Origin of the sequence: Paenibacillus tritici (assembly GCF_018207515.1) — a bacterium.
Taxonomy (GTDB): Bacteria; Bacillota; Bacilli; order Paenibacillales; family Paenibacillaceae; genus Paenibacillus_AQ; species Paenibacillus_AQ tritici.
This window is the reverse complement of record NZ_CP073365.1, coordinates 3,997,739-4,017,797: the sequence shown is the minus strand read 5'-3', so window position 1 is coordinate 4,017,797 and position 20,059 is coordinate 3,997,739. Positions and strand designations below refer to the sequence as shown.

The following is a 20,059-nucleotide window of genomic DNA, read 5'->3' as shown; positions in this document are numbered from 1 at the left end:
AGGATTCGTATAACGATTTTATCCTTTTTCCTAATAATCAAAATTATGTATAATACATCGCCGGAATCTTAGGATATCAACCGGATGCAATTAAAAAAGGGCTGTCCCAAAAGCCATGAAATGGGATAGCCCCTTGTTTTACCTATTTACCTGTTTCAGCAAATTGTTTGATCCGGAGGCCCACTTGATCACGAACCCGCTGGAAGACCGCCCACTTCTCCTCCTCTGTACCTTGCGCTTTGGCCGGATCATCGAATCCCCAATGCTCACGTTTCACTTGAGGCGGAGTAACGGGGCATTTATCTGCGGCGTCTCCGCATAAGGTAATCACCAGGTCAGCGTTATTTAGAAGCTGAGGATCTATAATATCGGACGTTTGATCTGAGATATCAATGCCTACTTCGCTCATCGCCTGAACAGCTTTCGGATTCAGACCGTGAGCCTCTATACCTGCACTGTAGACCTCCCATTGCCCGCTCAAGTATTGCTTAGCCCAGCCTTCGGCCATCTGGCTCCGGCAGGAGTTGCCTGTACACAAAAAGTAAATGGTTTTCTTATTCATAAGTCATATCTCCTTTGAGTTTAAAATAGGGTCAACGTTATATATAGACCAAGCAGTGTGATAAACAGCGTAGGGATCGTCAAAATAATACCTGTTTTGAAATATGTCCCCCAGGATATCTTCACTCCTTTGCTTGAAAGAACATGCAGCCACAGTAAGGTTGCCAGAGAACCAATCGGTGTAATCTTCGGTCCTAAGTCAGAACCGATAACATTCGCATATACCAAAGCTTCTTTAATCAGCCCCGAGTTGTGCGTAGAGTCAATGGCCAGCGCATCAATCATGACGGTAGGCATGTTATTCATGATGGAGGAGATCACTGCGGCAATAAAGCCCATCCCCATCGTTGCTGCGAACAGCCCTTGATCGGCAACAGATTGAATAATACCCGCAAGTATGTCCGTCAGTCCCGCATTGCGCAGACCATACACAACAACATACATCCCGATGGAAAAGAAAACAATGGCCCAAGGCGCCCCCTTCACTACTTCCATTGTTGGTACAGCAGGACTTTTCCTTGCCATGAACAGAAAAAAGATCGCGATGACACCTGCCACCACCGATACCGGAATATTTAGAAACTCACTGACAAAGTATCCTCCCAGCAGCACCGGAAGAACAAACCAGGACAGCTTGAACATCTGCTTGTCTTTGATAGCCTCCTCAGGGTTTTTTAGCTGCGAGCTATCAAAGTTTCTTGGAATGCTTCTACGGAAAAAGAGATAAAGCACCAGTATACTTGCCCCTAAGGAAAATACAGTAGGCACTAACATCCGTCCGGTATATTCCATAAAGGTCAGCCCGAAAAAATCAGCCGATACGATATTCACCAGATTGCTTACCACCAGCGGTAAAGACGTAGTATCTGCTATAAATCCGCTGGCAATGATGAATGGAAAAACCTTTTTCTCGTCAAAATTCAGCGCACGGACCATAGCCAGTACAATCGGTGTTAGAATGAGTGCTGCTCCGTCGTTAGCAAAGAATGCCGCTACTATGGCACCCAGAATGATGACATAGATGAACATCCGGGTTCCATTCCCGCTGGCAGCTTTGGCCATATGTAGAGCAGCCCATTCGAAGAATCCGATTCTATCGAGGATCAGCGAGATTAGGATGATTGCAACAAAGGCAAGTGTAGCATTCCATACCATTAGCGTAACGTCCAGAACATCATTAAAGCTGACTACACCGACAAGTAACGCCAGTAACGCTCCGCCGCAGGCAGACCCTCCAATGGACAAATGTTTAGGCTGCCAAATGACAAAAATCAAAGTGACTATAAAAATAAGACTTGCCAGAGCTGCCAAATTAGTTCCCCCATACTAACTCTATATGCCTAACATAATTATATAATTATATACTTATATAATCAACGGTAAAAATGTCATTCGCAACAGATCGCATTAGACGGCTTATTTAATTTCGATAAAAGGATACTAGGTTCCGGTGTGAAATTTAATATGGCCTTAACATGGGGCTTATCTTCAATATTTAAAGAATAATACACCCACTGTCCCCTTTTCTGTTCCTTTACCAATCCGCTGCTTTTCAGTTTTCGTAAATGCTGACTGACGGCTGGCTGAGAAATATCAAAAAGATCCACGAATTCACATACACACCACTCCCGCTCTTTTAGAAGAGTTAGAATCATGAGGCGTGTTCTATCTCCCAGGAGCTTCAAATCTTCTGTGAGACCAATTATTTGTTCCATTTCTAACTCTCCTCTCTCCGTATATAAGACGATAGTTATATTCTAAGACCTCTATGATCAATTATCAACTAAGTCTAATAAATATTTGCAATTTGCAATTAATTACGATATAACTAGTTCAAAGAGGTGAAGCTAATGGAAACCCCACGGGAATTATTCCAAATTATGACCCGGCGTTTAGGATTGCTTAATAAGGACTGCTGCAGTGTAGGCGGATGTAATCTTTCCGCGGCCCAAAGCCACCTGCTGTACGAGATTGATCGAAGCCACAATCCCTCTATGCAGCAAGTCGCCGATACACTTGGCACTGATATTACAACCTTCAGCAGACAAGTACAGTCTTTGGTGAAAATGAATTTGGTTAACAAGACACCTGATCCCACAGATCGAAGAGTCTATAACCTGTCCCTTACTCCTGAAGGAAAAATGGTAGCTACAACCATTGATCAACAAATGAATGAGTACCTGAATGAAGCCTTTTCACATATGAGTGAGTTTGAAGTAGAGACTTTACTGCGATCCATTAAGCTTTTCAATGAAGCCATGGGGAAATCCAGCAAATGCTGCGCACCTGTAAAAGGGTGAATTCTCTTGTCTTATATTTGCAATTTGCAAGTTATTCCACTATACGAGGAGTGTTACATTATGAGCAAACTTACAAATGACCAGATCCGCCAGAATGTACGGGGGCGTTACCAGAAAATTGCTGTAAAAAAGGTCGAAGCTGCCTCTTCCTGCTGTGACTCCCCTGCTGAATTTGACGCGATATCCGCTAAGCTGGGTTATTCCAGCGAGGATCTGTCTGCAGCTCCAGAAGGCGCAAATTTGGGCCTTGGATGCGGTAACCCTCAGGCTATCGCTGAACTGCAGGCGGGTGAACATGTTCTGGACCTCGGGAGCGGCGGTGGATTCGATTGTTTCCTCGCTTCCCGTCAAGTAGGTGAGCAAGGCCATGTGATCGGTGTGGATATGACACCTGAAATGATCAGCCGTGCAAGGGATAATGCTATTAAAGGAAAATTCAACAACACGGAATTCAGATTGGGCGAAATTGAACATCTCCCCGTCGCTGACAATTCAATAAACGTGATTATCTCCAACTGCGTGATTAACCTCTCACCAGACAAACAGCAAGTATTCCGGGAGGCCTATCGTGTCCTCCAACCAGGCGGCCGTCTGGCTATCTCCGACATTGTAACTACAGCAGAACTTCCACCTGAGATCAAAAATGATCTGGACGAATACTATTCAGGTTGTATCTCCGGAGCTTCTTCCATCGCTGATGTAGAGCAGATGCTTCGGGAAAGTGGCTTCTCTGAGATTAGTATTGAGCCCAAAGACGAATCCAGAACATTTATCAAGGACTGGGTTCCCGATGCGAACGTTGGCCAATACATTGTTTCTGCTGTAATTAAGGCGAGAAAGTAATCATGGGGGGGGAAGTTCAAATTGATCCCTTCATTAACTGTTCGTCCGGCCGCTTCAGAAGATACAGAGAGTATTCTTCATATCTATAATCAGGGGATTGAGGACCGGATCGCTACGCTGGAAACGGAGACGAAAGACTCCTCCTATATGAAGGCGTGGTTCAACGATCACCAAGGCCGCTTTAGCGTTTTGGTAGCGGAACGAGAGAGTGAAATCATTGGCTGGGCTTCCCTGAACCCGTACTCCCATCGCTGCGCCTATAGCGGTGTTGCTGACCTATCGGTTTACATTGACCGCAGCTATCGCGGGCAGGGTGTAGGTAGTTTTCTCCTTGAGTCCTTACACAAGATAGCCAAGGGAAACAGCTTTCATAAAATTGTTCTCTTTACTTTTCCGTTCAACCAAGGCGGTCAAAGCTTGTACTTCAAAATGGGTTATCGGCAGGTTGGTGTTTTTGAGAAGCAGGGGATTATGAATGGAGAGTTTATTGACGTGATGATTATGGAGAAACTGCTTTAGATTGAATTAACATATAAAACCGTGGGAACTCTGGGTTTCCCACGGTTTTATATGTTATATCCTAGCTATTTTACAATTATCACCGGATATTGAACCAATTTCATAACCTTAAGACTTACGCTGCCCATTATCATTTCCTGGAGCGTATTCAGCATATGCATGATGCTATCGCGGTTATATCGTACGATAAAAGAAAAGATGCGTAATATGCTTCGTGATCTTTCTCCCGGTTATGATTATTAGAGGGAAGGACTATATTCCTCATAGGATAGAAAGATATGTTCACGTGTTAGCGAACCATGTTCGATAATCGCCTTGCGCTTGGCTTTAAGAACAATTTGTTCAATGTCTGCGAAGCTGCATCCGGCTAGGTGTTCACACACTTCCTCAGTCAATCCGTGTTCACCTTCAAAACCGTTGATTAATAGTTCAATATATTGACGTCTGCTGAATTCATCAGGCAGCGAGTAGGTCATTTTCGTATCGAATCTTCTCCAGATCGCCCTGTCCAGCTCATTCTCTAAATTGGTTGCTGCTACAAAAATACTGCTGTCGCCAAAATCATCCAGACATTGCAGTAACGTATTGACCGCCCGTGCCATTTCTTTAACCTCATCGTTACTCTCTCGTGTTCTGGCAATCGCATCAAATTCATCCAAAAATAGAACACAAGGCGTTGCTTTGGCATACTCGAATATCTTCCGGATATTGCTTCCGGTCTCACCCAAATGGCTATGGATAATCGCATCCAGCCGAACCAATATAAGGGGAAGCTCCAGCATTTGAGCCATGTAGAATGCGGTTAGAGTTTTCCCGGTACCCGGCGGCCCGTACATGACAACTTTATTGGGAATGGGTACGCGGTGCTCCTCAAAGGTTTCCCTCATCCCTAGGATGGTTATAAATTCTTCGACAATCTTTCGGTTCATCTCGGGCAATACAAGGTATTTAACCTTCCTAGCACATTCTTTGGGTGTATAATACGTCCCCATATCTATTCCTTTTGCTCTAGGAAGACGCTGATTATTGCTGTTTTTATTCATTCGTGTGTAGCTCCTTAACTTTTCATCAGTATTGATCGTGTTTAATCGTAATAATTACGCTTTGAATCATCATACTTTCTTTTCGTTTAAAATGTCAACCAGCAGCACACAAAAAAGAGCCTATTAGTTTATAGGCTCTTTCAAGAAGTGATTACTTCAATCTCCAACCCTCTGCTCCTTGCTGCAGACTCCACAGATTGGCATAAATGCCGGGCTCCTGCAGCAAGTCATCATGTTTGCCCTGCTGGACAAGACGGCCTTGATCAAGAACCAGGATCTTGTCCGCATTCTGAATGGTCTTCAGTCGGTGTGCAATCAGAATGACGGTCTTATCCGCAACGAGCTCGTTAATCGCCTGCTGAATTGCTGCCTCGTTCTCCGGATCGAGTGAGGCCGTAGCCTCATCAAGCAAGACAATGGATGCATTCTTGAGCAATGCCCGGGCAATGGACACCCTCTGCTTCTCTCCGCCCGATAAGGTAGATCCTCCTTCACCTACCGGAGTATCATAGCCTTGCGGAAGCTTGGATATGAATTCATGACAGCAGGCCCGTCTGGCGGCTTCCTCGATCTCTTCCTGAGTTGCTGCCATATTTCCAATACGGATATTATTTCCAATCGTATCCTGGAAGAGATAGACATCCTGGAAGACCATGGAGATATTCTCCAGCAGCTTCTCCGGGTTTATCTCCCGGATAGATAATCCGCCAATGGAGATTCTTCCGTGCTCCACCTCCCAGAATCGGGCAATCAGCCGTGTGACCGTACTTTTCCCGCTTCCTGAGGGTCCGACAAGTGCAGTAATTGTATTAGGGGCTATAGTGAAAGAAAGATCCTGCAGCACCGGCAACCCAGCTTCGTATCCGAAGGTCACTGCATCGAATGCAATATCTCCGGACGGCATGTCACTTCTTGTCCCCTGCATAGGCTTCTCCTGTTGAACATCCATAATTCGTTGAGCACTGTAAGCAGAATATCTAATTTCACCGTAATTCATCAACACAGCAGTCAATGGTTCGAATACCTTGGTTCCAATTAAAAGAAATAACAGAAAGACAGGTAGCGACAGCGTCCCCCCCGCGAGAAGATAACTGCCCACAAAAATCATGATTGTTAATCCGGATCGGGTCAGCAGCATCGCCCCCATGATCAGCGGTCCCATAATCCCTTCTAGCCGGATGGAAGCCCTCTTCAGCTGATCGAAGGACAGGCGAAGCCGTTCAAACCGCTTCCCGCCCATATTATGTGCCTTAATCTCACGGATACCGGACAAATATTCCTGTAAGCGGCTGGCAGCCTCATTTTTGGCCTCGACATGATTGGCGCTTAATCTGGCCTGCAAAGAATCTGTCATCCATAGCAGCAATGCCCCCAGCGGAATCGCGGCAAACATGGCGAGTGCCATTCTCCAATCAACGAATAGAAGTCCTGCGAGTGCCAGCAGAGGTAGAATAACCGCACTGATTAACTGCGGGACATTATGAGAAATCGTTTGTTCGACCTGTCCATAGTCACTTAACAGCAGATTCGTAATATCCGCCGGATCCCGTCTGCCGAAGAACCCGAGCGACAGATGGCGAATATGCTCGGCGAGCGTCAGACGGCCTATCGCAGACAAGCTGTAAGCCGCTTTATAGGTTTTGTTGTATAGAAAGGCGTAGGCTGCATATTCAACAGCAAACCAGAGAAGCAGAATGATACTGACGAGCCACATCCTCCGGATATCCAGTGGACTCCCCGGATTTGCAAATGACATATATAGTGTATTGAACATATCCACTAGCAGTGCTGCCGGAATTACTTTGGCAATCCCATCCAATAGAGCTGCGATGGCGGATGACCACAAGCTGCGCGGCTGGCCGCCTGATATATTATAGAAGTAATTATTCATGGCCCGTCCCCTTCTTCTCTCCGCCTAATTGCCATACTGCTGCACTGATGTGAGCCTGCCACATTTTTTCGTATAGCCCCATCCGGCTGCGTAATTCATCATGCGTTCCCCGCTCCACAATTTCTCCTTGCTGCACGACAAGAATCTGTTCTGCTGAACGTATGGTTGAGAGGCGGTGAGCAATGATCAGTACGGTTTTTCCTTTTACTAATTCAACCAGACCCTGCTGAATTTTATGCTCATTCTCGGCATCAGCATAAGCCGTAGCTTCATCCAGCACAAGAATCGGCGCATTCTTGAGCAGCGCTCTGGCTATAGCGATCCGCTGCGCCTCTCCTCCCGATAGATAAGTTCCACCTTCACCAATTTTGGTATCATATCCATGCTCCAGCCGTTCTATGAACTCATGGCAGCAAGCGATCACAGAAGCATTGATGACCTCCTGTCTGGAAGCCGTTGTATTCCCCATACGGATATTCTCTTCGATTGTATCGTAGAACAGATGTACATCCTGGAATACGAAGGAGACCGTCTCCATAAGATTCTCAGTCCCCATATCACGAACAGGAATATTTCCTATAGTGATTGTGCCTTCCTGGACATCCCAGAAGCGTAGAAGCAGGTTGGCTATTGTAGACTTTCCTCCTCCGGAAGGCCCTACCAGTGCGGTCATCTCACCGGCTTTGGCTGTAAACTGGATGTCCTTCAAGACAGGCTTGTAATTCTCGCTGTCCTGCTGTTCATAAGCAAACGAAACATGCCCGAAGGAGATATCGTAAGAATCAGGGATTTGAGGATTTAACGGTTCAGCCACAATATTTTCTGCGAACACAGCCTCGATCCGCTTATTGCCCTCAATGATCTCCCGGAGTCCGCTGCCCAAATGCAGCAGCTTCAGCATGGGGGCTGACAGGCTTGGCGTAATAATCAGAAACAGGATAAAGGTTATTGCAAATGCCTGTTCACCCGAGTGGCGACTGACCAACAGTAAACCTATGGGTACAACAAAAGAAAACAGCGAACTTACAGTGACAAAAAATAAACTGTAGGATGTCTTGCACAGGTCAGTGATTCTTAATGAAATATCACGATATCTGTGCACTGCTGTCCTGAAAGTCAAGAAGGAATCCGCAGTGATACCAAATACTTTGACAGCCGGCATGCCTCTGACATATTCCACTGCCGTAGCATTCATCTCTTCCACTGCAAACTGAAAATCACGATAGGCTGTACGTCCCTCATCGCTGGCAAACATGCGTGCCTGCATCCAGAAGGCGAAGCTCATGGGAATCAGCAGCACCAATGCCATACGCCAATCCAGCCAGAACAGGTAACCTGTTAGAAGCAGAGGTATAATAATGGCACTGATTAAATCAGGTAGCTGATGAGCAATAAATTTCTCGATCTTTTCTACACTGACTTCGATAATTTTCTTGAGTTCACCTGTCGCTGTTTTGGTATGATAGCCCATCGGAACTTTCGCCGCGTGATCAGTGAGACGGACACGCAGTGTATACAGAATATTGAAAGCTGCAATATGGGAGCTCATCCCGCTGATATAAAAAGTGATCAATGCGACTATCATCGCTACAAATACGAACACCCCCCAGAAAAGCAGCATATCCTTATCTATTTCAGTTGGCTGTCCTGCATGTATCAGCAGTTCCTCGATAATCTTGTAGACAGCAACAAAAGGTGCCAGCTGCAAAAAGCTTGACAATACAGAAAAGAAGCTTGCTGTAAAAAGCAGACCTTTTTTCTCTCCGGCAATGCTGATTAATCCTGATATTTCCGACTTTTGTTTCATGGAATACCCCCTAGCCTTCTATACAATTTATAGTCAATCTGTTCTTACAGCTAACCTATAAATATTCTCATGATAGCCGGGCGCCATAAACCCCAAATCGGGATTACTTATAGTATTAAAAGGATCATTGCTGATAATTACCTTTTTTGAAGTATTGAGAGGGAGTCACACCATATTTCCGCTTGAATTTCTCTGTGAAGTGGCTGGGCTTCTTAAATCCGCACATCACGGCGGCTGTTGTTATATTGCAATCGGCCGTCTCGAGAAGTTGATAGGCCGCATCAAGTCTGCGTTCAATGATATAAGCGTGAACGGAGCTGCCGAATAGTAGCTTAAAGCCCTTCTTAAGTTTGAATTCATTCAGATAGATCTGTCTGGAGAGTTGTTGCAGACTTGGTGCAGACAGGTAATTCTGGTCCAGGATCTGCTTAGCCTGCATTAAAGCATCTATATCGGATCTGGACATTTGAGCTGTGACAGTTTGAGAGCGGCCGGCTTCATGTAAGCAAACCGCAGTTAACTCCAGAACCTTCCCTTCAAGGTAGATTCGTTTAAGATCCTCCTCATAGTCGCAGCTGGAAATGTCTATTAGAATCCGGTTCACTGCTGTGGTCATCGGATACATTTGAAATGGCTGGACTGAACCGCCGTATACTGTTTGCATGATAGACTGAAGCTCATGGCGTTTAGCGAAGCTTGAAGACATTTTCACAGTGATGCCTTGAATGTGGCTCCCTGCATGATACCGGCCCATGCTTGTTGAGGGCTCGTGCCCGAATATTGACATTTGTCCCCCGTTTAACGTATACGTCTTGCGCGAATCCTCTTCTGTCCAATCAATGGGATCCCCAAGGCAGAAGCTCCACTTCATGCTGTTATCCTGCTCTCTACTGCTCATCTCAGTCCTCTCATGCACATACATATCGCAGGAGACTATTTCAATAGAAGAATTGACCTTAATCCGTTCCCAGAAGCCCTGTCCGATATTCTCAGGAACGTTCAACCTTTGCTGCATAAGGGGACTATGGCTATATAACCTATTTAATCCTTCAGTGAGAGGACAGATTGGAGAATGTAGATTTGTAATTTCATACCATTCAGACGAGTTATTCATTGTATTCTCCCCAATCGCTTCTTAATCATATAATCGTAATGAGAATTATTATCATTGTCAATCTTTTTGGTATAGTCCTTCCTGCCTCTAACCGGATCGCTTTTACCCAAAAACGGATTAAACGATAAGATGGCGGTAAAAAGGGTTGTTATATATGATAGCTGCCATATAATAATACGTAACGATTACGATTTAATCGCGGGTTGTATACTCTTTGTCCAATATCACTCTCCAGAAAGGTGTAAATGATGGCTATCGCATTGCTTAAACGTATTCCCTCACTGCTTATTGTGTTGTTCGGTGTAACGGTCCTCACCTTCTTTATGTCAGCACTCTCTACAGTTGACCCTGCTGAAGCCTTCGCCCGGCGCACCTTATTGAATCCCACGCCTGTACAAATCGCTGACATTCGTCAGGGTATGGGGCTCGATCAGCCTGTATATCAGCAATACCTGAATTGGCTGGTCCACTCCCTTACAGGAGACCTTGGAGAATCGCTCTTAACCAGAAATGCAGTCAGCAGCGATATCGCTGATAAATTGCCTATGACATTGAGCCTAGTTGCTGCATCCATGTTCTGGGTCATTCTTTTGACGATCCCGGTCAGTATTTTTGGTGCTCTGAGAAAAAACAGCTTTTGGGATCATCTGATTAGCGGTTTTACCATTCTAGGTATTTCACTGCCAAGCTTTTGGCTGGGCTTCTTACTATTACTTATATTTGCTGTTACATTTCCTATTTTCAGCGTGGTAGAATCCGGGAGTATCAGAAGTTTCATTCTCCCCTCTTTGTCGCTTGCTTTGCCGATTGCTGCTTCCACCATCCGATTGTTCAGGGCCACTCTTCTGTCTAATCTCAATAAGGATTACGTCCTGTATGCCAAGGCAAGAGGCCTTAGCATGCGGACCATTATGTGGAAACATGTGCTGAAGAATTCTCTGCCTCCGCTGATTACATTATTCAGCCAATACCTTGGTTATATGGTTGTGGGCAGCGCAGTGGTCGAGAGCATTTTTTCCTGGCAGGGGATAGGTACTCATTTGGTAAATGCCATTATCGCCCGGGATTTACCGACTGTTAACGGATGTGTACTGGTCATTGCAGTTATTTTTGTCATCAGCAATATATTTGCAGATATGTTCAATCTGGCACTGAATCCACGATTAAAGTTTGGAGGGAACACCCCTGCATGATAAAGCGTACGTTCACAAATAAGCAGGCGCTGCTTGGCATAACCATTATAATCGCACTGACTCTGGCAGCAGCAGCGGCGCCGTTACTCTCTCCGCATGATCCCAATCAAATTGATGTGCTGCATAAATATTTACCAGCCAGCTCAGAGTATCCTCTTGGAACGGACCAGCTTGGAAGGTGCGTATTCTCAAGACTCTTGTATGGAGCACGTTATTCCCTTGGTATAGCTGTACCAATGATGCTTCTTCTGGGTGGAATCGGCATCGTTCTTGGAACGGCAGCCGCTTACATAGGCGGGAAGGTGGAACAGTGCTTTTTGATCATCTGCGACATCTTCATGGCCTTCCCGCCTCTGGTAGTAGTGATGTCGCTGGTGGGTGCATTGGGTGAAGGAATCAGCAATATCCTCTTGGCAATATTGTTCTCCATGTGGGTATGGTTCGCCAAAATTGTGCGGACTTATGCGGGTATGGAGATGAGTAAGGATTATATTACAGCTTCCAGAATTGCCGGGTGCAGCGATGCACGGATCATTTTTTATCATGTGATTCCTAATATATTCCCGCAATTTATCGTCTACTTAAGCACTGGCATCGCTTCGCTTATTCTGATGGTATCCAGCTTTTCTTTCCTTGGACTAGGTTTTCCAGCCGGCACACCGGAATGGGGGGCCATGCTCAGCGAAGCAAGATCAAGCGTCTATTCTCATCCCTTGCTTCTCCTGTATCCGGGCTTGTGCGTACTGCTGGCAGCGGCTGGCTTCAATCTCTTCGGGGAGGCACTTAGAGACATTACCACACCAGAGGGGGCAGGCGAATGACTACTCTGCTAGAAGTTCGAGACCTTGCTATTGAACTCAGAGGCACCCAACAGCCAATTGTTAAGCATTCCAGCTTCAGCTTGAAGCAAGGCTCTACTCTTGCAATTGTTGGGGAGAGCGGAAGCGGCAAAAGTATGACCTGTAAAGCGATCATGGGTCTGCTCAATCATAAAATGTTCAATATATCGGGCAGCATCCGTTACCTTGGAACTGAACTTATCGGTCTGGAGGAACGTCTGCTTCGTTCCTTGTGTGGCAGCAAAATTGCGATGATTGTCCAGAACTCTATGACTGCATTTGATCCGGCTTCCAAAATCGGTGCACAAATCATCGAAACTCTTCAGGTCCACCGGAAGATGACCAAAGCGGAGGCTTATGCGCTCGGGCTTGCTGCCCTGGAGAAGCTTAACCTCTCACGCTGTGAACAACTGATGAACAGTTATCCGCATACTTTAAGCGGCGGCATGCTGCAGCGTATCATCATTGCCTTGTCATTAATCCTTGAACCGGAAATTATTATTGCTGACGAGGCAACCACGGCACTGGATGTCCGCAACCAGGGGATCGTTCTGGATGAGCTTGACAGCATCAAGCAAAGTGGGATCGGCCTGATTCTGGTTACCCATGATTTCGGAGTAGCCGCCAGACTGGCAGATGAGGTCATCGTAATGAAGGAAGGATTGATTATCGAAACTGGCACAATCCATGAGGTCTTTACCTCCCCCGGGAATCCGTATACTCAGGAACTGCTACAGGCTAGTCTGCTGAAAAGGGAGGTGAAACTGTGATTACTATCCGTAACCTGCATAAGCAGTACACCGTCAAAGATAAATCAAGGAAGCGCATCGCTGTCAATGCCGTCAATCATATCTCACTCACTCTTCAGGATGACACCGGCTACGCCCTGATTGGCGAGAGCGGCAGCGGCAAAAGCACATTGGCAAAAATGCTTGCGGGAATAGAAACGGCTACGAGTGGAGAAATATGGCTGGATGAGATTAATTTAGCTTCATTGAAGGGTGAGGCGCTTCGGAGGAAACGCTCGGAATTCCAGCTGGTGCTGCAGAATTCTCAAAGCGCTCTCGACCCAAGACGGACGATATATAATTCTATCGCTGAACCGCTTCGCTGCCTGGGTCCCCAGGATACTCCAAGGGAGCTGGAACGAATACAAGAGCTGGCCTATAAGGTTGGATTGCCTGAAGCTCTTCTGACTCGCCTCCCGCATGAGCTAAGCGGGGGTCAACAGAAGCGTGCCTGTATCGCGCGGGCGATAAGCATATCTCCGAAGTTCATCATTTTTGATGAATCTGTCAGCGGGCTTGATGTCACAGTCAGAAAGCAAATTCTTGATTTGATTGTGCGGCTAAAAGAAGAAGAAAAAAGCACCTTTCTCTTCATCACCCATGATATTGATGTAGCCTTATATCTCTCCAGTAATATCCTGGTCATGAAAGAGGGTTCGATTGTGGAGCAGCTTAACAATGCGGCTTCGTATGATGATTTTCAGCATGAATATTCTAAACTGCTTATAGCCGCACTTCCGCTTCAAACACATCCAACGAACATAACTAAAGGGGAATGAACATGTTTAAAAAAAGGATACCGGTTATATTGTCAATGGTCATACTTGCTGTTATTCTCGGAGCTTGCAGCTCTTCTGCCAATACTGAAGCGAATACTCTATTGGCAAGTAATGCTGCAGCTGGTTCGGCAACCAGTGAAATCACACTTACAGAGAGTTGGGACTTCTCCAATGGGTTCTACCCGGTCATGACTCCGGAACGAAGTACCAACTACGGAATTATGTATTATGCAGTCAATTTTTATGAGACCCTGGTGAATTATGAAGATGGTAAATTCACGCCCGGTCTCGCAGAATCCTGGGACATTTCACCAGATGGCCTGGTGTACACCTTTCACCTGAAAGACAACGTTACATTCTCCGATGGAGAAGCGCTTAACGCTGAAGCCGTGAAGAAGAATCTGGAGGCAATCCCTGTCCTTCTGGGGAGCTATAATGGATCTTATGGAACAACCAGTACGCTATTTGACAAGATAGTCGCAGTTGAGCCGCTTACGGTAGAGGTACATTTGAAGAATGCTTATTACGGGGTGCTCAAAGACTTAACTATGATCAATCCGATGGCTATGGTCTCTCCTAACGCTTTCAAGGAAGATGGTACACTTGACGATGAATTGCAGACGGCCACTTTGGGTACAGGCCCTTACATGTACTCCGGCGATACAGATGGTACTACTTATACCTTCGTGAAAAATCCTGACTATTGGGGTAAGGAGCCGGAAGTAGATCAATTCCATGTGAAGGTGATTGCTGATAATGACGCGAAGCTGCTCGCATTACGCAGCGGCCAGGTAGATCTAATCGTAGGGGCGGACAAGATATCCTATGACGCATACAATGAGATGAAAGCAGCGGACGGCTATGGAGCCATAACCTCTGATGCCGTGTCGTACACTCGCTTGCTCGGGTTCAATACTTCTCAAGCCCCTTTTGATGATCTGAATGTCCGTCAAGCAGCTAGTTACGGGATCGACAAGCAAAGACTTAGCGAGAGTCTTTTCTCCGGAATTGAGGTGAAGGCAGACAGAGTATTCGACCAGTCTATGCCATATACGAATGTAGAATTATCTCCTTATGATTATGATAAAGCGAAAGCCATTTCTCTTTTGGAACAATCCGGCTGGGTCGATCATGACGGTGACGGAATCCGTGAAAAAGAGGGTGTCCCGCTACACGGTTCCATTCTGTATACAACCGGCTCTTCTCTTATGGACGATTTGGCATTGGCGCTCACCTCGCAGTTCAAGGAGCTGGGTATGGATGTTAAGGTTAAAGGTATGGACAGAATGGCTTATTATGCAGAAACGATGAAGAATGATTTCACCATTATTCTGAACCAGACGTACGGTCTTACCTATGATCCTTATACTTTCATCAGTAATATGAACGCTTCATTAAAAGTAGACAACTTTGCAGCTCAGGCACTCTCTCTCGTACCTGATGGTGACCAAATTATCGAATCATTGTATAGTATGTCTGATGATACAAAAATCCAGGAAACCTACGATTTCATTCTGAAGGAAATTCATAATCAAGCGATCTTCCTTCCGCTCTCCTTCGTGAAAGAGCTTGCGGTTTACAATAGTAAAAAGATTAATTCTTACAGCTTCAATGGACAACCTACCAGCGTGGACATTACTAAGGTTGAGCTGATGAAGTAATGCTAATATACTTAACAAACAAAAAAAGCAGCATTCTCATTAAGAGAATTGCTGCTTTTTAGGTGCTCACTATGGCCGGCAGTCATACCGTTCACTCCGTTAACCAGAGCTTCTGAATCTCTCACCTTGCTGTTTATAGATAAAGAATAATAACGCGCCTCCCAAGAATGAACAAATAAGATACACCCAGGTATAGGATAATATATCCGCAACCGGACCCATAATCACTCCGCTCAGCGATACGCCGAGATCGGCCATAGCAATAAATAAGCCGATAAGCACATTCCGGTTATTCTCCGGGAGCACGAACGTCAAATAAGTTGTTAAGGTCGGGTAAAGCATGGCCTGGGCTAATCCCATTAATACAGCACCGCTATAAAAGACTGTGAATCCTCCGATAATAGATAACCCTGTGCATAAGGACGCCGCCGTGAGTGCGAGAATAATCCAAGTTACAAACACAGGATGCCATCGTCCGTCCGAAGGAATCTTTTTCCGCAAAAAAAACCGTGCCGCGACAATCGTCGCCGCCTGTAGCATCAAATATACGGCTGCACTGCCATAATTAATCTGAGCTGCGTACAAGGGTATAAAGGTTGTGACTGCACCAAACACAATAGAGGATACCAGCATTAGTATACTGCAGCGGAATAAATGTGGATTCATGAACAGTTGGGTAAACGAACCCCGCATGCCGGTTCTCTGAGCAGCCGGCCGGTTATCCGCCTCCGTCTTCATCGTGGCTCTGAAGCCTACAGCTCCAGTAAGGACAGCCATTCCGATAAGTGTTATTGTAAAAACACTCATTTCCCCGGTTTCCCAGATATTTATAGCCAGTAAAGGACCTATTACGCCGGGCATCGATGCACAAAGCGAATACATGGAAATGCCTTGTGAGCGGTCTTTCTGCGGTAAGGCATCAATTATGCCCAGCTGCAGCGACATGGAGAAGAAAGCTGTACAGGCCCCTTGCAGCATCCGGGCGATGAAATATCCGCCTAATCCGGTGAAGGTATACAGAGACAAGGCTAATCCGTTTATCACCAAAATAACACGCAGTACTTTAACCGGACCCAGCTGATGAATCAACTGGCCGGCCCAGGGCCGTAGAAACATGGTCGTAAACAAATAGGCTCCCATAACAAGGCCAATGGTTGAGTTACTGGCGCCCAGGGACTCTCCCTTAAGAGGGATGATTACATTAAGAATAGAGTTTGCACTGAAGTATAAGAGAGTCAACAGATACAGGCGCAGAAAGGGCCAGGACAGGGCTCCCTTCACAGTATTCTCTCCTTCCGGTTCTCAAGATCAACGCTGCGCTCTTCACCAGGGCCGGCTAAGCGTAAAGCCATCCGAAGCATGTCTTTGGAATATTCAGACCGGACATCGGTTAATTGGTGGGCAGACACGATCTCCTCGATTTGTCCGTTACGGACAAACATCAGGCGGTCACACAGATAGACTGCTGCCTGAATATCGTGGGTGATGAAGATATAGCTCATCCCGTACGATTCCTTCAGCTTCTTAAGCAGTTCAAGCACTTGAAATTGAACGGAAGCATCAAGTGAGCTGACTGCTTCATCCAGCAGAATGCATTGTGGCTCCGTCGAAACGGCTCTGGCAATACACACCCGCTGTGCTTCACCTCCAGACAGCTCATGGGGATATTTCTTGCGGTAAGAAGAGTCCAGTCCCACCTGACGCAGCAGGAGATCAATTCTCTCTTCGACTTCACTGCCCTTCTGTCCCGACAGCTTAAGGGGTTCAGTCAAGGCTTTCTCAACAGTGTAATAGGGGTGAATCGAAGAAGTGTAATCCTGGAATACTGCGCTGATCTTCCCCCTTCTGCCTGCCCGCTCACCTATGCTTATTCCTTCGAATTGAATGGTCCCGCGGTCAGGCTTCTCAATGCCAAGCAGCAAACGCCCCAGGGTAGACTTACCGCTCCCGCTTTCGCCAATAATCCCTAATACCTCGCCTGCTTCTAATGTAAAGCTGATATTGTGTAATACCTTCTTGCTTGTACGGGAGAACAACTCCCCGCCTGCATAGGATTTCTCCACCTGATCAACGGTCAACAAGGTCTAAGCCCCCCATCCTGCTGCTAAAATGTCGGTTCAGCACCTGCTTGGCTTCTATTAGATGTCTGGTATATTCATGTCGGGTATTCGAAAAGATATCAGCTGCACTTCCACTCTCCAGAATCTCGCCGTCCTTCATGACCACAATGTCGTCAGCGATCTGCTTCACTATGCCTAAATCATGTGACACAAAGATCATGGAGCAGCCTGTGTTTGACCGTAAGGAAATCAGCTGTTCCATCACCTCAAATTGTGAAAGGGTGTCCAGGGCGGACGTAGGCTCATCGGCGATAATCAGCGTGGGCTCAAGAACAATCGCAAGCGCAATCATCATCCGCTGCAGCATCCCTCCCGAAAGCTGATGCGGGTATTTATTCATGAGGGCAACCGGATCTTTAAGCATGACGCTCTCCATTGCTTTGGCCATCCTGGACGTGATATCGCTCGGGTTCCAGCCATAGTGCTGTTGCAGTGTCTCTTTGAAATGACTTCCAACTACGCTTGAAGGGTCAAAGGCCCGCATGCCGTTCTGCATAATCAGACACAGCTGCCTGCCTCTTTGCTTCCGCATTTCCGCTTCGGAAAGCTCAGCGAGATTAACCCCGTTCAGCCGCATACTCCCTGATTGATGAATGTTGGATTTATTCAACCTCATGATTGCCCGGCAGGTGACAGACTTTCCGCTGCCGCTCTCCCCCACAATAGCGAGACACCTCTCTTGTCTAACCTGGAAGGAGCTATCCGAAACGATTATTGTGCCGGTCAGGTTGTCCGATATCCGCAAATTTGAAACATCCAGCGTATTCATAGAATTTATGCCACCCCTTCCCCTTTTGTTTTGGCGGAGAATATTGCCAAACTACGCGGGAATTTACGGGTTTTCCTTTGTAATTTAGGATCGAGTGCCGCTTGCAGCGCATCGGAGCAGAAATTAACCGCCGATACTACGATAACGATAGCCAGTCCAGGGGCCAGCATAAGCTCCGGCCGGGAAAACATTACTCCTCTGGCCTCATTCAGCATCATTCCCCATTCTGCATGAGGGGCCTGGATGCCTAATCCGAGAAAGGACAAGCCGGAGATTTGCAGGATCATGGTGCCGAATGCGCTGCTGGAGATCACTGCAATATCCGGAAGCGCTACCGGCAGAACTTGCTTCATGATGATGGCAAGATTGCCCATTCCAAGCGCCTTAGCGAATCTTACATAATCAGCATCGGCATACTGCATGACCGAGGTGCGGATGACGCGTGCAAACCAGGCCCATTTCATAATGACGAAGGCAATCAGAATGTTCTGGATTCCCGGTCCCAATATACCGACTACAGCCAGCGACATCACATAACCGGGAAAGGAGAGCATGATATCGCAGACTCTCATGATGACGTTATCCGTCTTGCCCTTGAAATAGCCAGCCAGGAATCCGAGAATGCCTCCAAAGGCCGCAGATACTGCCAGCGCTACAAACACCCAGAGGACACTGGGGCGTATTCCGTAAATTAATCTGGACAATACACAGCGTCCCAGATGATCGTTGCCCAGCAGGTACTGCCAGGACGGTGAAGCATAACGCAGCTCCATATGAACTTGTTCCGGGCTATGGGGTGCGAACCAAGGCGCACATATTCCAATGATTGCAACCAGCGCGGTGACCGACAAAGACAAGGCGGCTAGCTTGTCGCTCCACATTTTATGAAATACAGTCATTTAGAACTCCTTTCTCAATCGGGGATTCAAGGCTGCATTAATGAGATCTGACAAGGTGTTAAACAGCACGAAGGAGGCAGCCAGAACCAGAACATAAGCCTGAATGACCGGGAAATCCCGGCCCAGGATTGAATTCACGGTCAATGTACCCAGTCCTGGCCAGGCGAAGATACTTTCCACGACGACTGTACTTCCCAGAATAATCGGAACGGCCATGCAGAACACGGATACAGCTACCTGCATGGAGTTCTTTAACATACGCATCGTAATTTTCCGTTCAGGCAGCCCGCAAGCCCTGGCATATAGCGTGTAATCCTCATATAACTGGCTCAACATGGAGCTTCGGATTATACGGAAGTAGATTCCGGCATAACTGACGGTCAGAATGATCACTGGCAGGATGTACCCTGCTAAGGAATCCATGCCGCTGGTCGGCAGCCAATCCAGCTTGACAGAGAAATACCAGATCATCATTGCTGCAAGCCATGCTGATGGCATGGAGGTCAGGAAGAAGGAAATTCCGCGTACTGAACGGTCCAGCAGCCGGCCTTCTTTCAAGGCACAGAGGATTCCGAGTCCAACAGACAGCGCCAGAATCGCAACGACAGATACCATCGTTAATTTCAGAGTATTAAGAAGGGCTGGCCCGAGCAGGGACCACACCGGAGTCCCTGTTATATAGGATTCGCCGAAATCCAGCCGGAAGCTGGAGCCCAGCCAATCGAAATATCGGATCAGAAACGGCCGGTCCATGCCCAATGCTATTTTGGTCTCTGCAATTAACGCTTCGGTAATTTGAGGTACTCCTTGTGACCGCAGAACAACCTCAGCCGGTTCCAGCGGCGACAGATGATTCAGAGCAAACGTCAGAAACGAAATGATGATCAGCAGCGGAACTGCCATCAGTGTTCTTTTGAGGATAAATCCGCTCAT

General features: G+C 46.7%; 20 protein-coding genes and 1 pseudogene. 8 read left to right on the top strand and 13 right to left on the bottom strand.

Translation table 11 applies throughout. The features are described from left to right. Positions 1-142: 142 nt before the first annotated feature. The 3 genes from arsC to KDC22_RS17190 all read right to left on the bottom strand — a co-directional run bounded on the left by arsC (position 143) and on the right by KDC22_RS17190 (position 2,276). Positions 143-562 (bottom strand): arsenate reductase (thioredoxin), encoded by a 420-nt coding sequence (arsC, locus tag KDC22_RS17200; RefSeq protein WP_173137252.1) that lies wholly within the window; start codon positions 560-562, stop codon positions 143-145. Positions 563-582: 20 nt separating this feature from the next. Continuing rightward, entirely contained in the window at positions 583-1,872 is a 1,290-nt protein-coding gene (locus KDC22_RS17195; protein ID WP_211719784.1) for an arsenic transporter, read from the bottom strand. A 77-nt stretch (positions 1,873-1,949) separates the two neighbouring features. Beyond that, the gene (locus KDC22_RS17190; protein WP_211719783.1) at positions 1,950-2,276 is read right to left on the bottom strand and encodes an ArsR/SmtB family transcription factor; all 327 of its coding nucleotides are present in this window, start codon (positions 2,274-2,276) and stop codon (positions 1,950-1,952) included. A gap of 135 nt (positions 2,277-2,411) precedes the next feature. On the opposite strand from KDC22_RS17190, the gene KDC22_RS17185 reads away from it, so the two are divergent. The 3 genes from KDC22_RS17185 to KDC22_RS17175 are packed head-to-tail and all read left to right on the top strand — an operon-like array spanning position 2,412 to position 4,223. Continuing rightward, positions 2,412-2,861 carry a MarR family winged helix-turn-helix transcriptional regulator gene (locus KDC22_RS17185; protein ID WP_211719782.1) on the top strand — a complete coding sequence of 150 codons (450 nt, stop codon included), beginning with the start codon at positions 2,412-2,414 and terminating at the stop codon, positions 2,859-2,861. Between the two features lie 60 nt (positions 2,862-2,921). Then, positions 2,922-3,704 (top strand): arsenite methyltransferase, encoded by a 783-nt coding sequence (locus KDC22_RS17180; protein WP_211719781.1) that lies wholly within the window; start codon positions 2,922-2,924, stop codon positions 3,702-3,704. A 24-nt stretch (positions 3,705-3,728) separates the two neighbouring features. Beyond that, positions 3,729-4,223 (top strand): arsinothricin resistance N-acetyltransferase ArsN1 family A, encoded by a 495-nt coding sequence (locus KDC22_RS17175; RefSeq protein ID WP_211724086.1) that lies wholly within the window; start codon positions 3,729-3,731, stop codon positions 4,221-4,223. Positions 4,224-4,288: 65 nt separating this feature from the next. Here the strand turns inward: KDC22_RS17175 and KDC22_RS33460 are convergent. From KDC22_RS33460 to KDC22_RS17155, 5 genes and pseudogenes are all read right to left on the bottom strand, one after another. Further along, positions 4,289-4,375: pseudogene (locus KDC22_RS33460) on the bottom strand (universal stress protein); the annotation flags it as partial. Positions 4,376-4,462: 87 nt separating this feature from the next. Continuing rightward, a complete protein-coding gene (locus KDC22_RS17170) occupies positions 4,463-5,266 on the bottom strand; it encodes an AAA family ATPase (RefSeq protein WP_211719780.1) in 804 nt (267 codons plus the stop codon). Between the two features lie 151 nt (positions 5,267-5,417). After that, on the bottom strand, positions 5,418-7,157 hold the full coding sequence (locus tag KDC22_RS17165) for an ABC transporter ATP-binding protein (RefSeq protein ID WP_211719779.1): 1,740 nt from the start codon (positions 7,155-7,157) through the stop codon (positions 5,418-5,420). Beyond that, the gene (locus KDC22_RS17160) at positions 7,150-8,964 is read right to left on the bottom strand and encodes an ABC transporter ATP-binding protein (protein ID WP_211719778.1); all 1,815 of its coding nucleotides are present in this window, start codon (positions 8,962-8,964) and stop codon (positions 7,150-7,152) included. The genes KDC22_RS17165 and KDC22_RS17160 overlap by 8 nt, the downstream gene beginning before the upstream one ends. A 124-nt stretch (positions 8,965-9,088) precedes the next feature. After that, positions 9,089-9,835: a helix-turn-helix domain-containing protein gene (locus tag KDC22_RS17155; RefSeq protein WP_211719777.1), complete on the bottom strand. Its 747-nt coding sequence runs from the start codon at positions 9,833-9,835 to the stop codon at positions 9,089-9,091. 488 nt (positions 9,836-10,323) lie between these two features. Between KDC22_RS17155 and KDC22_RS17150 the strand changes: the two genes are divergently transcribed. Genes KDC22_RS17150 through nikA form a run of 5 tightly spaced genes read left to right on the top strand, consistent with a single transcriptional unit; the run spans position 10,324 to position 15,338 of the window. Continuing rightward, complete coding sequence (locus KDC22_RS17150; RefSeq protein ID WP_246552696.1) at positions 10,324-11,271, top strand: ABC transporter permease; 948 nt, start codon at positions 10,324-10,326, stop codon at positions 11,269-11,271. Further along, the gene (locus KDC22_RS17145) at positions 11,268-12,092 is read left to right on the top strand and encodes an ABC transporter permease (protein ID WP_211719776.1); all 825 of its coding nucleotides are present in this window, start codon (positions 11,268-11,270) and stop codon (positions 12,090-12,092) included. The genes KDC22_RS17150 and KDC22_RS17145 overlap by 4 nt, the downstream gene beginning before the upstream one ends. Continuing rightward, positions 12,089-12,880 (top strand): ABC transporter ATP-binding protein, encoded by a 792-nt coding sequence (locus KDC22_RS17140; protein WP_211719775.1) that lies wholly within the window; start codon positions 12,089-12,091, stop codon positions 12,878-12,880. The genes KDC22_RS17145 and KDC22_RS17140 overlap by 4 nt, the downstream gene beginning before the upstream one ends. Then, positions 12,877-13,677: an ABC transporter ATP-binding protein gene (locus KDC22_RS17135; RefSeq protein ID WP_211719774.1), complete on the top strand. Its 801-nt coding sequence runs from the start codon at positions 12,877-12,879 to the stop codon at positions 13,675-13,677. Before KDC22_RS17140 ends, KDC22_RS17135 begins: the two co-directional genes overlap by 4 nt. A gap of 2 nt (positions 13,678-13,679) precedes the next feature. Then, positions 13,680-15,338 carry a nickel ABC transporter substrate-binding protein gene (nikA, locus tag KDC22_RS17130; RefSeq protein ID WP_211719773.1) on the top strand — a complete coding sequence of 553 codons (1,659 nt, stop codon included), beginning with the start codon at positions 13,680-13,682 and terminating at the stop codon, positions 15,336-15,338. A 99-nt stretch (positions 15,339-15,437) separates the two neighbouring features. Here nikA and cntE read toward each other — a convergent pair whose 3' ends face one another. The 5 genes from cntE to opp1B are packed head-to-tail and all read right to left on the bottom strand — an operon-like array spanning position 15,438 to position 20,059. Continuing rightward, positions 15,438-16,619 carry a staphylopine family metallophore export MFS transporter CntE gene (gene cntE, locus KDC22_RS17125; protein WP_211719772.1) on the bottom strand — a complete coding sequence of 394 codons (1,182 nt, stop codon included), beginning with the start codon at positions 16,617-16,619 and terminating at the stop codon, positions 15,438-15,440. Further along, entirely contained in the window at positions 16,616-17,419 is an 804-nt protein-coding gene (locus tag KDC22_RS17120; protein ID WP_211719771.1) for an ABC transporter ATP-binding protein, read from the bottom strand. Before KDC22_RS17120 ends, cntE begins: the two co-directional genes overlap by 4 nt. Then, on the bottom strand, positions 17,406-18,227 hold the full coding sequence (gene cntF / locus KDC22_RS17115) for a staphylopine uptake ABC transporter ATP-binding protein CntF (RefSeq protein ID WP_211719770.1): 822 nt from the start codon (positions 18,225-18,227) through the stop codon (positions 17,406-17,408). Before cntF ends, KDC22_RS17120 begins: the two co-directional genes overlap by 14 nt. Before the next feature lie 5 nt (positions 18,228-18,232). Next, the gene (cntC, locus tag KDC22_RS17110) at positions 18,233-19,126 is read right to left on the bottom strand and encodes a staphylopine uptake ABC transporter permease subunit CntC (RefSeq protein WP_211719769.1); all 894 of its coding nucleotides are present in this window, start codon (positions 19,124-19,126) and stop codon (positions 18,233-18,235) included. After that, positions 19,127-20,059: a nickel/cobalt ABC transporter permease gene (gene opp1B, locus KDC22_RS17105; protein WP_211719768.1), complete on the bottom strand. Its 933-nt coding sequence runs from the start codon at positions 20,057-20,059 to the stop codon at positions 19,127-19,129.

Coding starts and splice junctions, on each gene's coding strand:
- nikA (WP_211719773.1), top strand. CDS start 13,680: ATGTTTAAAAAAAGGATACCGGTTATATTGTCAATGGTCATACTTGCT.
- KDC22_RS17160 (WP_211719778.1), bottom strand. CDS start 8,964: ATGAAACAAAAGTCGGAAATATCAGGATTAATCAGCATTGCCGGAGAG.
- KDC22_RS17170 (WP_211719780.1), bottom strand. CDS start 5,266: ATGAATAAAAACAGCAATAATCAGCGTCTTCCTAGAGCAAAAGGAATA.
- opp1B (WP_211719768.1), bottom strand. CDS start 20,059: ATGAGCGGATTTATCCTCAAAAGAACACTGATGGCAGTTCCGCTGCTG.
- KDC22_RS17180 (WP_211719781.1), top strand. CDS start 2,922: ATGAGCAAACTTACAAATGACCAGATCCGCCAGAATGTACGGGGGCGT.
- KDC22_RS17185 (WP_211719782.1), top strand. CDS start 2,412: ATGGAAACCCCACGGGAATTATTCCAAATTATGACCCGGCGTTTAGGA.
- KDC22_RS17165 (WP_211719779.1), bottom strand. CDS start 7,157: ATGAATAATTACTTCTATAATATATCAGGCGGCCAGCCGCGCAGCTTG.
- KDC22_RS17145 (WP_211719776.1), top strand. CDS start 11,268: ATGATAAAGCGTACGTTCACAAATAAGCAGGCGCTGCTTGGCATAACC.
- KDC22_RS17155 (WP_211719777.1), bottom strand. CDS start 9,835: ATGAAGTGGAGCTTCTGCCTTGGGGATCCCATTGATTGGACAGAAGAG.
- KDC22_RS17150 (WP_246552696.1), top strand. CDS start 10,324: ATGATGGCTATCGCATTGCTTAAACGTATTCCCTCACTGCTTATTGTG.
- arsC (WP_173137252.1), bottom strand. CDS start 562: ATGAATAAGAAAACCATTTACTTTTTGTGTACAGGCAACTCCTGCCGG.
- cntF (WP_211719770.1), bottom strand. CDS start 18,227: ATGAATACGCTGGATGTTTCAAATTTGCGGATATCGGACAACCTGACC.
- KDC22_RS17140 (WP_211719775.1), top strand. CDS start 12,089: ATGACTACTCTGCTAGAAGTTCGAGACCTTGCTATTGAACTCAGAGGC.
- cntC (WP_211719769.1), bottom strand. CDS start 19,126: ATGACTGTATTTCATAAAATGTGGAGCGACAAGCTAGCCGCCTTGTCT.
- KDC22_RS17190 (WP_211719783.1), bottom strand. CDS start 2,276: ATGGAACAAATAATTGGTCTCACAGAAGATTTGAAGCTCCTGGGAGAT.